Source organism: Desulfobacula sp. (genome assembly GCF_021107415.1).
On the sequence record NZ_JAIOSW010000283.1, the window covers coordinates 1 to 13,436 of the forward strand.

The following is a 13,436-nucleotide window of genomic DNA, read 5'->3' on the forward strand; positions in this document are numbered from 1 at the left end:
TTGGCTCCGGAACCTTTATTGATTTTTCAAAATACGGCCTTCCCCCGGAGCCCACGGTGGCCGATTCAGTTCATTCCGGTGCAGATGTTGTAACATTCAGCGGGGATAAACTTCTGGGAGGCCCTCAAACCGGAATTATTGTCGGGCAAAAAGAAACCATTGATCAAATTAAAAAAAATCCTCTAACCCGCGCCCTGAGAGTTGACAAAATGACCCTTGCAGCCCTTGAATCCACATTAAAACTTTACAGGGATGAAAAAAAAGTCATCCGGGAAATACCCACCTTAAGAATGCTGACCATGCCCTTTAAAGATATTTGTAAAAAAGCAGATCTATTATTTAAAACCATTAAAGATGATATCGGCTCTCTGGCTGATATTGGCCCGATAGATATTGAATTGGCAGATATGAATTCAAGGCCGGGCGGAGGATCATTTCCGGAACTGGATCTTGCGACCCGCTGTATCACCATTCAACCCAAAAATATGTCGGTTTCCAAACTTGAAATCAAGATGCGTCTGTCAACACCGGCCATTATCGGCAGAATAGAAGATAATAAATATATTTTAGATCCAAGAACAATTCAAAACGACCAGGAAGTAATCATATCATCAACCCTAGCCAAAGTACTGGTAAAAAAATGACAAGCAAATTCTCTTCAAAAGAAATTCATTTTCTGAAAACAGATTCTGATGATTTCAACTTTAAAGCACCTGAAATATATTTCAGCGATCTTCTTCTGACAAAAACGATTCAAATAAAAACTTTTGAAAAAAGACTTTCAGAAGCAAAAATTCCTGAAAGAAATCTTCTATGTGCCGTGATCCAAATTTCATCGGATGCATCCGAATCCATTCAGGAAAAAACAAAAAATACTTTTGAAGCCTTCTTTAACTCATTTTTAGATAATAAAAGAGGTATCTGGGAAAGCTTGAGTGGAACTTCGTTTGTTCTGGCATTCTGGGACTATGTAAGTGTTGAAAAAGCTTCTCAACTTATGGTTTCATTAAAAGATAAAATATCAGCTGCCCTTAAAGCAGATATTCTTATCGGCATTGCGAAATTTCCCTTTCATGACTTTTCAAAAGCCCAGACCTTTGACAATGCCCTCAAAGCCATAGATCACGCCGCCTTCTTCGGGCCGGACAGCCTGATTCATTTTGATGCCACATCATTAAATATCAGTGCCGATAGACTGTTTGGGCTAAACAAATACGGCATGGCAATTAAAGAATATCAAAAAGGGCTTGAAATTGAACCCAATGACATTAACCTGATCAACAGCCTCGGGGTCTGTTTCGGTATCATGGGGAAGCTTGACAAAGCAAAACTTGAATTCAAAAAAGCCATGAGAATTAATCCCAATGAACTAATGGTGATTTATAATATTGGTCTCCTTTATCAGATTGAAGGCGATGTTGACAAAGCCATCATCTATTTGCGAAAAGCACATGGCATTAATCCTTCTGCTTTTGAAGTTGAACTTCTCCTTGGGCATCTGTTCATGAAAAAAGGACAGTCAGACCAGGCCATGCCCCATCTTGAGACGGCAAGCCGGGTAAACCCGAAATCAGGATTGGCTTTCAGAATGAAAGGTGAAATCTATCTTGTGGATAATCTTCCTGAAAAAGCAGGTTATGAATTTAACAAAGCCATTAAACTTAACCCTTCTGACGCCGTCTCTTTGTCCGGATATGCAAAATCTCTGGACCTTCAGGAAAAAAATCTGAATATCGCCCTTACCTTTGCAAAGAATAGTATTGCCCTTGAACCGGACAATCAATTATTCAAAAAAAGATTGGAAACCATCCTGGAAAAAATTGAAGGGGGCACCATTTCAGAAGAAAAAATTAAAACAGCATAATTAAGCGTATTGAAAGAACAAAACAACTATGAAGAATCTTATTCAACAATCTGTTGAAGAGAGTATCCAGGCAAAAAAAGAATTTTTCTCAAAAAATATTGAAAAAATAGAAGCCTGTGCTTCCATGATGGCAACTACTTTTAAAAAGGGCAGAAAGATACTCTTATTTGGAAATGGCGGCAGTGCAGCAGACTGCCAGCATATTGCCGCGGAATTTGTCAACAGATTCCAGATGGAGAGAAGACCGCTGCCGGCCATTGCGCTTACCACGGATACATCTGTTATCACCAGTATCGGCAATGATTATTCCTTTGAAGATATCTTTTTCAAACAAATCCAGGCCCTGGGAAAAAAGGGGGATATTGCCCTTGGTATCTCAACTTCCGGCAATTCTCCAAACGTCATAAAAGCGGTCCGAAAAGCCAAACAAATGGGACTTTCCATTGTTGGTTTCTCAGGGAATAATGGCAAATTAAAAGAATTAAGTGATTTCCCATTCTGTGTTGATTCCAACACCACTGCAAGAATACAGGAAGTCCATATCCTGCTGGCGCATATCCTGTGTGACCTGACAGAAAGGATACTTTTCAATGAAAGATCCATTTAAGCCCTTAGATTACAGCAAGCTTACAACCTATTCCATTAAGGGGCGACACAGCAAAGTTGACATTAAAGACTTTTCAACACCCTGGGAAAAAGGCAACCGTTTTTCAGCTTTTCTTGACACCCTGCCATCAATCCTGGCGGGAAATGATCTTTGCTGTGTCATCAACGCCATAAGTTGTGCCGCCAAAAATAAAAAACAGGTCTGTTTTGCCATGGGCGGCCATGTCATAAAAACAGGCATGTCTCCGATTATAATTGATCTGATGAAAAAAAATATTTTCACCCTGCTCTCTATGAACGGGTCCGGCATCATCCATGACCTTGAAATAGCCATGGTGGGAAGAACCTCGGAAGATGTGGCCCAATCCCTTGGCAACGGCAGTTTCGGTATGGCAAAAGAGACATCCAACCTTCTCAACCAGGCCATTAAAAACGCTAAAAATAAGTCTATTGGACTGGGGAAAGCTGTGGGAGACATGATCCTGAAAGAAAATCTTACCTACAAACACCTGAGCCTGACAGCAGAAGGGTGCGCCCTTAATATTCCTGTCACCGTCCATGTGGCCATTGGTACGGATATCATCCACATGCATCCTGATTTTGATGCTGCTGCCTGTGGTGCTGCATCCCATTATGATTTCAAGCTGTTTGCCTCACAAATCACTGATCTTGAAAAAGGGGTTTTTATCAATGCCGGCTCTGCCGTCATCATGCCGGAAGTATTTCTAAAGGCTGTCACCTTAGTCAGAAATCTCGGATCTACGCTTGATGATTTCACGACAATCAATCTTGATTTTATCCGCCATTACAGGCCCATGACCAATGTGGTGAACCGCCCCACCCTTGGCAAAGGCAAAGGTTACAGCCTTGTCGGGCACCATGAAATCCTGATTCCTTTGATTGCCGCCGGCGTGATTGAATCCCTATAGCAGATTTCTTCTTTACTGCTGTGGTGCTTGCAAACAGCCAATAATCGTATCCCAAAATAAGAACTTCTGATCCTGACCGTTTTTAATTTAAACGATAAAGCATTTTACAATCTGTTAAATTACCTGACATTTGTTTTTATTCAACTCTCATTACCTCAAAGCTTTCTTTATAGTGTTAACGAATTTGTAAAAAACTTTTGTTTTCTTTCTCAATGAACGTCGAACAAGACCGTCGAACATTTTTTCTCTTAATCCTCTTGAAATTTCCAGTTGCACGCCTTTCCCGCTCTTACACCGGTTGCATATGTTTTCCGGACTGATCCCGCGAAGCCCTGGTACGTCACTTATCACCGCCCCAAATCCGGCTGTCCTTAATGCATACATTATTTTTTGTTTTAGCTTCTGGTCATTACCACCGATAAAAACCATTTCTTTTTTGTCCCGACATCCATGAATTGAAATAACAATACCTGCATTTTTTGAAACCTTTAACCCTAGGGGTTCATCATACCTGTTGCTGGTGATGTGTAATATTTTATTCCCTGTTTTTTTTATCCCCTTAAAGGCATAAAATGTATGATCGCTTCCAGCTACCACATCTGCAATATCAATGGTTCCAGGCTCTATGCCGCCTCCATGGAGCGCCATTACAGCAATTTTCGATTCAGCTCCACGATATAGTATTGTGTAATCTTCACCTTCTCTTTCATTTTGTTCTAATTGAGCAAAATTGGCATATTCGTCCATGATATCTTTAAAAAGCCTTCTGCGGATACAGAATGAAATCCGTCAGATAAACCTATCCTTTGATTTTCTGTATTTTGAGCATAAATTTCTTGTAATATTATTTTTGAAAATTTCAATCAATAACTCAATACCAATATTTATGATGTGTGTAAAGAAAATTTCAGGCCCAATTATATTTGAGAAAACATAATCAAATGAGTCAAGCTTCGATTATGGCAAATAGATAGTAAAAATTTTTTCAATTTATATGTAATTACTCTGAAGACTTGAAAAATACTGACTTGAAAATCCTCAATTAAATCCTTATATTAATTTGTTTAAATAAATTCAGGAAAAAAATGAGGTTAAGAAAATGCCAATCTATGAATATAAATGCAATAATTGTGATAAAAACTTTGAAACCCTTGTTATGGGCAGCTCAACACCCGCATGCCCGTCTTGTGACAGCCAGGATCTGTTACGGCTGATGTCTACCTGCGGGTTTATTTCAAAATCATCCGGGCCCGGCGGTGAAACCCGGGTCAAGTCATCCGCTTCATCTGCATGCAGCAGTTGTTCATCCACTAATTGCTCGTCATGCAGTATGGGATAGGATTCCATGAAAAAAAATATACGTATTGGTACCAGAGGAAGTAAGCTTGCTTTATGGCAGGCAAATTTTATTAAATCGGAAATTATGCGTCTTTTCCCTGATCTTGATGTTGAATTGAACATCATCAAAACAACCGGAGACAGGATCACGGACCGCCCCCTTGCCATGATTGGCGGCAAAGGACTGTTTGTCAAAGAAATCGAAAATGCACTCATAAACAATGATATCGATCTTGCCGTCCACAGCATGAAAGACATGCCGGGTGAACTGCCTGAAGGGCTCATCATAGGTGCTATCCCAAAAAGAGAAAATCCCTTTGATGTTCTCATTTCAAAGAACAAATGCTTGCTAGTCGATTATGAAAAGGGTGCAAAGATCGGCACTTCAAGTCTCAGGCGCGCCTCCCAGATCAAGCACATCAGACCGGATGTGATAATTGAATCCATTCGGGGGAACCTGGACACCCGGATTAAAAAACTCAAATCCGGCGAATATGATGCCATTGTACTTGCAGCAGCAGGTCTTATCCGTCTGGATCAGGAAAGTGAAATCACAGAATACATAGACGAAACAATCATGATTCCGGCCGTAGGACAGGGTGCGCTTTGCATTGAAACAAGAGAAAATGATGGTGATATCGCATTGATCATGGAAAAACTTGACCATCATGATACACGAGTCTGTGTGACGGGAGAGCGGGCATTTTTAAAACAAATCGAAGGCTCCTGCCACATCCCGGTGGCCTGTTTTGGAAAAATTATAGACAATGAAGTGGGGCTGACTGCAGTCGTGGCCTCGGTCGATGGTAAAGAATTGATTAAAGAACAAATTATTTCCCCAATGGATAAAGTAAAAAGCCATGGTCAGACTCTTGCCGACCAGGTTCTTGAAAAAGGGGGGAAAAAAATATTGGAGAGTTTGAATTCACATGACGGATAAGACAGGCCCAGATAAGACAGGAAAGGTATATCTGATTGGCGCAGGCCCGGGTGATCCCGGGCTTTTAACCATTAAGGCAAAAGAATGTATCGAAACTGCAGATGTTGTGGTCTATGATTATCTTGCATCACCTTTTTTACTGAACTATGCCAAAAAAGATGCCCAGATTATTTATGTGGGTAAAAAAGGCGGGGATCATACTCTCTCCCAGGATAAAATCAACCTGCTGCTGGTGGATAAAGCAAAGCTTGGGTTAGATATAGCACGCTTGAAAGGTGGTGATCCATTCGTATTCGGTCGGGGGGGTGAAGAGGCACAGATGCTTTTAAGCCAGGGGGTGCCCTATGAAGTCATCCCGGGGGTCACCTCGGCAATCGCAGCACCTGCCTATGCGGGGATTCCAGTAACCCACAGAGACCACACTTCTTTTGTATCCTTTATTACCGGTCATGAAGATCCCACTAAAAAAGACACCAGCATGCAATGGGATGTATTTGCAAAATCCAATGCTACCCTTGTATTTTTAATGGGGGTTAAAAATCTTGAAAACATTGTAAAAAATCTGGTTAAGTACGGAAAACCTTTGAACACACCGGTTGCCCTGGTCAGATGGGGTACCACGGCCAGACAACAGACTGTAACCGGAACCCTTGAAACAATCGTTGAACGTATTAAGCAGGCAAAGCTTAAATCTCCGGCCATTATTATTATCGGTCATGTGGTCTCTTTAAGGGAGGAACTTGCATGGTTTGATAAAAGACCGTTATTTGGAAAAAAAATAGTGATTACCAGAGCCCGCGCCCAGGCAAGCGAACTTGTGTCAATCCTCTCCAAGCTCGGGGCTCACTGTATTGAGATTCCAACCATTCAAATTGCCCCACCCCAGGACATAGGCCCGTTAAAAGAATCCATTAAAAACATAAACTATTATGACTGGCTTATCTTTACCAGTGTCAATGGTGTTAAATTCTTTTTTGATACTTTGTTTGATATGGGCAAAGACGTGAGAGCATTGGGACATCTTAAATTTGCATGTATCGGTCCTGTGACCTGCGAACGGCTTAAAAATTTTGGCATTATCAGTGATATTCTGCCTGAAACCTATAGGGCTGAAAGTGTAATTGAAGCATTTTCAACGATTGAAATAAAGGATAAAAAAGTATTGCTTCCAAGAGCAAAAAAGGCCAGAACCATCCTGCCTGAAGAATTGATAAAAATGGGGGCACACCTTGATGAAATTATTGCCTATGAAACCCTGCTCAATGCTCAAGGAAAAGAGGAGTTGATTTCCCTGCTGGAAAATGATGAAATTGATGTGGTCACCTTCACAAGCTCTTCCACGGTATCCAATTTCATGTCGCAGCTTGAATCAAAAGATACCAAAAAGCTTTTAAAAAATGTTGTAACAGCCTCAATCGGGCCGATCACGTCCGACACGGCAAGATCTCTTGATATTAAACCTGACATTGAAGCCAAAGAGTATACCATTCAGGGCCTTGTGGATTCTTTGTTAACTTACTATGAAAGCAAATAAAAAATGATTGCCGGTAACCGCCCCATTAATTATCTTCGCATCTCAGTGACTGACAGGTGTAACTTCAGGTGTCAATATTGTGTCCCCGCTTCACCATTCGCTGTTATTGAACATGAAAAAATCGCAAGATATGAAGAAATTTTGCGAATCACAAAACTTGCCTGTGAACTAGGAATTACCAAAGTAAGGATTACCGGAGGCGAACCCTTTGTAAGAAAGGACATCTTTTCGTTCCTGGAAAAATTGTGTGCTATTGAAACTCTCAAAGATATTTCCATTACCACCAATGGGGCATTACTGACCCGGAAAAAAATAAAAAAACTGATCTCTCTTGGTATTAAACGGCTTAACATCAGCCTGGATACCCTTGATCCGGTTAAATTTGCCCGGATTACCGGCAGGGACAGGTTTCAACAGGTTTGGGAATCAATTTTTACTTCCCATGAATTGGGGATATCACCTGTAAAAATCAATGCCGTCATTTTACGGGGGATTAATGATGACGAGATAGAAGATCTTACAGCCCTGACATTAAAATATCCGTTTCACATCCGGTTCATTGAATATATGCCCATGGGCAATTCGGCCGTTGAAAAACAACAGCAGATATTAACCGGGGAAATTAGAGAAAAAATCGAATCCAGATTTGGAAAACTTGTGCCTGTAGAAAGGAATTTCAATGATGGCCCTGCAAAAAAATTCCAGATTTCAGGTGCCAGAGGGATTGTGGGATTTATTACTCCCATCAGCTCTCATTTCTGTAGTGAGTGCAACCGGTTGAGGCTGACATCAAGGGGAGCCCTGCGGCCCTGTCTCTTAAATAATTATGAAAAAGACATTTTAAACCCACTTCGAAATGGTGCCTCTGATGATGAGCTGAAACAAATCATTCTTGCCACACTGAAAAAGAAACCATCATTTCATGGGTTAACTGATCAGTCCTTCAAAGACATACCCATCAGTCATATGACGTCCATAGGCGGATAATTATTTGTCCATTGCCTTTTTTAGAATATTTTTTAAAAAAAATTGAACATTTTTGGTTTTCCGGTGTCAATAGTTAATAGAAGAGTAAATATCTTGTAATTACCCTTTTTATAATACTAAGATGGAGGATAAAAAATGAAACAAATAATCACCATAACAACAGCCGTTCTGTTATTGATTTGTTTTTCCACGGTATCTGCCCATGCAGACAGGAAGACCATGGAAGGATTCATGCTGGGGACAGGAGTTGCCATATTGGGCGCTGCCATCATCAATGGAATCAATAATGATTCAAGGTTTCAATACAGCCCAAATTACTCAAGGCATCATAGGCATCACTATGCCGGATACAGACAGGGTTATAAAAACCGATATCACAGAAAATGTAAGCCTCACAGGTCCAGAGGATATTGGGAAGTTGAAAGGATTTGGATAAAACCTGTTTATAAAAAAAAATGGAACCCCGGTCATTATAACCGCAGGGGGAACTGGATCAGTGGCAGGCATGAAAAATTTATAGTACAAGATGGATACTTTCAGGAAGAGAAAGTATGGGTGTGGCATTAAACTCTATATTTAGGCAAACGATTGATCTATTGTGAACAAACCTGAAGCCAACGCAGACATTGACATTGATGAACAGGATCTTGTTGAAAGGCTGAAAAAAGGGCAACAATGGGCTTTTAATGTTCTTGTCAACAGATATCAGGGCCGCTTGTTAAAGATCGCCTACGGGATTACACTTGACCATGAAGATAGCCTGGAGGTTGTACAGGATGTGTTTATCAGTGTTTTTAAGAATATTCAGACCTTCAGGCAGGATGCCAGCCTTGCCACCTGGTTAAGAAAGATCACCATAAATCAATGCCTGAACTGGAAAAGAAGATGGAAAAGAAGATTTAAATGGAGCCATGAATCCATAGAATCGGAAAATGATAAAACCCTATTTGAAGAAAATAAAAAAAAAAATGACCCGGAAACGCTTTACAAAGGAAAACAGTTTGAAAAAAATATTATGCAGGCAATTAAAACACTCCCGGAAAAAATAAGGGTGGTTTTTGTTTTAAATGCTTTTGAAGGGCTTTCATATGAAGAAATTTCTAAAACACTCAATATTAAAAAAGGAACGGTCAGTTCAAGGCTTCATTTTGCAAGAAAAAATCTTATCAATTCTTTGGAGCTGAATGATTAAGGGGGTGATTTTATGAAAAAACCATGCAACAAATATACGTCTGAAGATATCAGCAGGTTTGTTGACAACGAACTTCCCCGGGACCGATATCATACGTTGAAGCAACACCTTCATCACTGTCCTGACTGTAGTCTCCTTATTGAACAATACAAATCCATATCTGCTGTATTTAATGATCATGCAGATCAACAGGGATTAAAGATTGACGCTGCCAAACTAAAACAAAAATTTAACACTGCCATACAAAATTCAAAGAAAAAATCATTGGAAAACGTTTTTGGATTCTTTGGTAGAAATATTTACTTGAAACTTGCATCCATTACTGCAATATTGATGATCAGCCTGTTTATGTTTCAAGGGGATGGGGATCTGTTTGATCCTGCCGGGCCAAGTGCGATTGTAAAATCTGTTGACACAGACTTTGCTTCGGTTATGATTATTGAAACTCAAAAGGAAAAACATACCATCATCTGGTTTTCCGAAACCTGATACAAAAAAGGGGACTCATGATCAGATTAATTAAAATACTTTTAATACTTGCAGGAATATTTTGTTTTTTCTCACAGCCTGCGCTTGCTAAAAATCGGGTTTTAACTGATGTAAAGGTGATTCATGCTTCTACAGGACCAAACTATGTCGACCCAAGCCTGAAAGAAATCATTTCTGAACTTAAATCTGTGTTCAAATATACCTCATACAGACTTTTAAAGGATCAAAATTTGGATCAGCGTTTTAACCAGGAAAGCCGTGTAAATCTTCCGGGGAAAAGAGTACTTGTTGTCATGCCATCTGGCATGGAAGGTAAAAGAATCCGATATCAAATCAATATTCAAAAAAATAATCGTTCAATTTTTCAAACCCGGGTATTGTTAAAAAATAACTCCAGTATCACTATTGGCGGGCCTCAATTCAAGAATGGAGTTCTTTTGTTTAATATTTCCGGATCAGTACAATAACTATTAATTTTTTGACTGAAGCATCCTGGAAGCTTCTTTATTTGACCCCAATAAAACAGACAGCCATTTTGTGGATTCCCTCCCGCTCAGAGCAATTTTAACGCCCATGGTCAAGGGAACAGAAAGCAGCATGCCGACCGGCCCCAACACCCATCCCCAAAAAGCCAGGGATAAAAATACCACCAAGACGGAAAGTCCAATTCCCTGCCCCATGACCCTGGGCTCAATCACACTTCCCACCAGTATATTTACAATTAAAAAACCAAGTGCAGTAATGCCGGCGGCCAATGGTCCCAACTGGATGAGGGCAAGGAGAACTGTAGGAACAGCAGCAATAATGGAACCAATATTGGGAATATAGTTTAATAAAAATGCAAACACACCCCACATGACGGGAAAATCCACCCCCTGAATTGCAAGCCAGATGAAAATTACAATTCCCGTAGCAAGGCTGGTTAGGCTTTTAATTCCCAAATACCTGTTCACACCGGATGTGATTTCAGCATATTTTTCAAGATCTGTATTTTTATCATTTGAAATAGCTCGCAATTTATTAGGAAACCCGGCAGCCTCGGAAAGAATAAAAATAAAGGTTAAAAAAACAAAAAACGTATTGGTCAGAACACCCCCCAGTCCATTCAGTGTATTGGCAACAATTCCAAGAATTCGGCTTGGATTAAACATTTCAGTCAATTTTTCTATTTCAAGTTCAACACCATACCTTGATAAAAATTGCAAACTTTCAAAGGTCAAAGTTTTTAACCGCTCCTGGTAAAAAGGAATATTGCCTGAAAAATCTGCAATTGATGAAGACACAAGGCTCACCAAAAGCATTTGTATGGCGATCACACCAAACATCAGGATAAGAATGCCAACAAGGCTTGGGATACCTTTCTTTTGCATCCAGAATAGTGGGGGTGCACAGATAATGGATAGAAATACAGCCAATAAAAGAGGGACAACAAGCACTACAGCAGCTTTCATTCCGGCAACAACAATAACAAATGCAGCAAATTTAATTAAGGAACTATCGCGATAAGACATTACTTCCATAATAATCATACCTTTTATTATCTTTGATTTTAACCACTTGTATTCAACCTCAATTGTAAAGTCAAGAAAATGAGATGACCATGTCAATATAAAACTGTTCGTTAAAGTCACGATTAATATTGACTTTCTTTGCCGGGCAACCTAAAAAAAAGAAATGGTAAACATAATAGACATGCAAAAAAAACATATGACAATTCCACATTCGGTTTTAGAACGACTCAAAAATAATGAAATCACTGCAAGGAAATTTCATGAAATTGAAATCAGTATTTTGACAATTTTAAATTTCCAGGATTTTATTGAAAAATTATTATTTGAAATCAGTTCAAAATTTTCTGTTTCTTATACATGGTTATCCATTATTGATGAAAGCGGTATCTCCAAGTATCTTCAAAATATTCAAGATTCAACCCTGTTAAGAAGATCAACGACTTTTTTATCCAAAGAACAATTCTCAAAAATCACCCAAAACCGATTAAAACCAATACTGGCCAATAAAAATCTAAATGGGTTCCGCTCATTGTTCCCTGAGGCATCAGAATATGAAATCGGCTCCATTGCCATTGCACCCATCACTCTGGATGGCCAAATTGTGGGAAGTTTTAATCAGGCCGATAAAAATATTTCCAGATTTGAACCTGGTATTGACACGTCCTTATTGGAACAACTGGCACTTAAAGTATCTTTATGTCTTTCCAATGTGACAGCGCATGAGCAGTTAAAATTTCTTGCCTTCCATGATCCACTGACAGGCCTTTTAAATCGGAGGGTCATGGAAAGAATTCTTGAAAGGGAATTTCAACGGTCTAAACGATATCACATCGATCTGACAGTTCTTTTTTTGGATCTGGATGACTTTAAATCCATCAACGATACCTTTGGCCATGATAATGGGGATATGGCCTTATGTCATACTGCGGATTGCCTGAAAAGTCTTAAGCGGGATTCTGATATAGTGGCTCGATTTGCAGGAGATGAATTTGTGGTTATTCTGCCTTCCACAAATAAAAGCCAGGCTGAAAACTATATTAACAGAATAAAACAAAAACTTGCTAGTAGCGCTCTGGCAGCTAACAACACCACTTTTCATGTTAAATTAAGTCATGGCCTTGCTTCTGTGTTTGAAAAAGGAATGGATTCATCGGCAATTCTTTTAAAAACAGCGGACAAAAGACTTTATATAGCCAAACAGAACAAGTAATCTTTATATAATTTGAGAGAAAATGTAAAAATCCCTGGCAAATTCAATCTGCCAGGGATTTTAATATCTTTCTTAACTCTTTGGTTGGTGATATCAATCAAAAATCAATTCGATCTGTACCATTGGGGCAACATCCCCTTTTCTTGGACCCAGTTTAATAATTCTTGTATAACCACCCTGTCGTGAATTAAACTTCTCTGATACTTCATTAAATAGTGTATGAACAACATCTTTTTCCCGAATCACTGCAAGGGCTTGTCTTCTAGCATGCAAATCCCCTCTTTTGGCAAGCGTTACCATTTTATCGGCTATCTTTCTTAAGCCTTTTGCTTTTGCTTCAGTGGTTTTAATTTTATCATGCTTGAACAGAGAGGTTACCATGTTTCTGAACATAGCCTTTCTATGACTCGAGGTCCTGTTTAATTTTAATACTGATTTTCTATGTTTCATGGAATATTATTCTCCTTCCTGATTGTTCTCTTCCTCTGGTGGTTCAAAACCTTCAAGATCCATACCAAGTGAAAGATCCATGGTAGTGAGGACTTCCTTTATTTCATTTAAGGATTTTCGACCAAAATTTTTAGTTTTCAGCATTTCGCTGTCTGTTTTTTGAACCAATTGATAGATGGTATGGATTCTGGCGTTTTTCAAGCAATTGGAACTCCTGACAGATAATTCAAGCTCGTCTACCGATCTATAAATATTCTCATTCAGACCAATATCTGAGTCACTTGAATTTTCATCAGCATGATCAGGCTCCAGATTCTCATCAAAATTAATAAATGGCATCATTTGCTCTTTAAGAATTTTTGCAGCATATGCAACAGAATCATCCG

Annotated in this window: 17 protein-coding genes; 13 read left to right on the forward strand and 4 right to left on the reverse strand. The window is 39.4% G+C overall.

Annotated features, from left to right (window positions below; all coding sequences use genetic code 11):
• From K8S13_RS14885 to K8S13_RS14900, 4 genes are all read left to right on the forward strand, one after another.
• The coding region (locus tag K8S13_RS14885) for an aminotransferase class V-fold PLP-dependent enzyme (RefSeq protein ID WP_367172628.1) at positions 1 to 644 on the forward strand (644 nt) is incomplete at its 5' end.
• Positions 641 to 1,864: a tetratricopeptide repeat protein gene (locus K8S13_RS14890; RefSeq protein WP_291463657.1), complete on the forward strand. Its 1,224-nt coding sequence runs from the start codon at positions 641 to 643 to the stop codon at positions 1,862 to 1,864. The genes K8S13_RS14885 and K8S13_RS14890, both read left to right, overlap by 4 nt.
• 28 nt (positions 1,865 to 1,892) lie before the next feature.
• Positions 1,893 to 2,471 carry an SIS domain-containing protein gene (locus K8S13_RS14895; RefSeq protein ID WP_291463659.1) on the forward strand — a complete coding sequence of 193 codons (579 nt, stop codon included), beginning with the start codon at positions 1,893 to 1,895 and terminating at the stop codon, positions 2,469 to 2,471.
• The gene (locus K8S13_RS14900; protein WP_291463660.1) at positions 2,455 to 3,399 is read left to right on the forward strand and encodes a hypothetical protein; all 945 of its coding nucleotides are present in this window, start codon (positions 2,455 to 2,457) and stop codon (positions 3,397 to 3,399) included. Before K8S13_RS14895 ends, K8S13_RS14900 begins: the two co-directional genes overlap by 17 nt.
• Before the next feature lie 150 nt (positions 3,400 to 3,549).
• Here K8S13_RS14900 and K8S13_RS14905 read toward each other — a convergent pair whose 3' ends face one another.
• Positions 3,550 to 4,146, reverse strand: coding sequence for a poly-gamma-glutamate hydrolase family protein (locus tag K8S13_RS14905; RefSeq protein ID WP_291463662.1), 597 nt, complete (start codon positions 4,144 to 4,146; stop codon positions 3,550 to 3,552).
• Positions 4,147 to 4,498: 352 nt separating this feature from the next.
• Between K8S13_RS14905 and K8S13_RS14910 the strand changes: the two genes are divergently transcribed.
• The 8 genes from K8S13_RS14910 to K8S13_RS14945 all read left to right on the forward strand — a co-directional run bounded on the left by K8S13_RS14910 (position 4,499) and on the right by K8S13_RS14945 (position 10,346).
• Positions 4,499 to 4,738 (forward strand): zinc ribbon domain-containing protein, encoded by a 240-nt coding sequence (locus K8S13_RS14910; protein ID WP_291463664.1) that lies wholly within the window; start codon positions 4,499 to 4,501, stop codon positions 4,736 to 4,738.
• A 6-nt stretch (positions 4,739 to 4,744) separates the two neighbouring features.
• Entirely contained in the window at positions 4,745 to 5,677 is a 933-nt protein-coding gene (gene hemC / locus K8S13_RS14915) for a hydroxymethylbilane synthase (protein WP_291463666.1), read from the forward strand.
• The gene (cobA, locus tag K8S13_RS14920; protein WP_291463668.1) at positions 5,667 to 7,211 is read left to right on the forward strand and encodes a uroporphyrinogen-III C-methyltransferase; all 1,545 of its coding nucleotides are present in this window, start codon (positions 5,667 to 5,669) and stop codon (positions 7,209 to 7,211) included. The genes hemC and cobA overlap by 11 nt, the downstream gene beginning before the upstream one ends.
• A gap of 3 nt (positions 7,212 to 7,214) precedes the next feature.
• Positions 7,215 to 8,198 (forward strand): GTP 3',8-cyclase MoaA, encoded by a 984-nt coding sequence (gene moaA / locus K8S13_RS14925; protein ID WP_291463670.1) that lies wholly within the window; start codon positions 7,215 to 7,217, stop codon positions 8,196 to 8,198.
• A 135-nt stretch (positions 8,199 to 8,333) separates the two neighbouring features.
• A complete protein-coding gene (locus K8S13_RS14930) occupies positions 8,334 to 8,765 on the forward strand; it encodes a hypothetical protein (protein WP_291463672.1) in 432 nt (143 codons plus the stop codon).
• A gap of 31 nt (positions 8,766 to 8,796) precedes the next feature.
• On the forward strand, positions 8,797 to 9,390 hold the full coding sequence (locus K8S13_RS14935; RefSeq protein WP_291463674.1) for a sigma-70 family RNA polymerase sigma factor: 594 nt from the start codon (positions 8,797 to 8,799) through the stop codon (positions 9,388 to 9,390).
• A gap of 12 nt (positions 9,391 to 9,402) precedes the next feature.
• Positions 9,403 to 9,879, forward strand: coding sequence for an anti-sigma factor (locus K8S13_RS14940; protein WP_291463677.1), 477 nt, complete (start codon positions 9,403 to 9,405; stop codon positions 9,877 to 9,879).
• A gap of 17 nt (positions 9,880 to 9,896) precedes the next feature.
• Positions 9,897 to 10,346 carry a hypothetical protein gene (locus tag K8S13_RS14945; protein ID WP_291463678.1) on the forward strand — a complete coding sequence of 150 codons (450 nt, stop codon included), beginning with the start codon at positions 9,897 to 9,899 and terminating at the stop codon, positions 10,344 to 10,346.
• 3 nt (positions 10,347 to 10,349) lie between these two features.
• Here K8S13_RS14945 and K8S13_RS14950 read toward each other — a convergent pair whose 3' ends face one another.
• Entirely contained in the window at positions 10,350 to 11,399 is a 1,050-nt protein-coding gene (locus K8S13_RS14950; RefSeq protein ID WP_291463679.1) for an AI-2E family transporter, read from the reverse strand.
• A gap of 187 nt (positions 11,400 to 11,586) precedes the next feature.
• On the opposite strand from K8S13_RS14950, the gene K8S13_RS14955 reads away from it, so the two are divergent.
• Positions 11,587 to 12,600, forward strand: coding sequence for a sensor domain-containing diguanylate cyclase (locus tag K8S13_RS14955; RefSeq protein WP_291463681.1), 1,014 nt, complete (start codon positions 11,587 to 11,589; stop codon positions 12,598 to 12,600).
• 93 nt (positions 12,601 to 12,693) lie between these two features.
• On the opposite strand, the gene rplQ is transcribed toward K8S13_RS14955, so the two are convergent.
• Together rplQ and K8S13_RS14965 are read right to left on the reverse strand one after the other, a co-directional pair.
• A complete protein-coding gene (gene rplQ / locus K8S13_RS14960) occupies positions 12,694 to 13,050 on the reverse strand; it encodes a 50S ribosomal protein L17 (protein WP_291463683.1) in 357 nt (118 codons plus the stop codon).
• A gap of 6 nt (positions 13,051 to 13,056) precedes the next feature.
• Positions 13,057 to 13,436: DNA-directed RNA polymerase subunit alpha C-terminal domain-containing protein (locus K8S13_RS14965; protein WP_291463685.1), on the reverse strand; the 380-nt coding region annotated here is incomplete at its 5' end.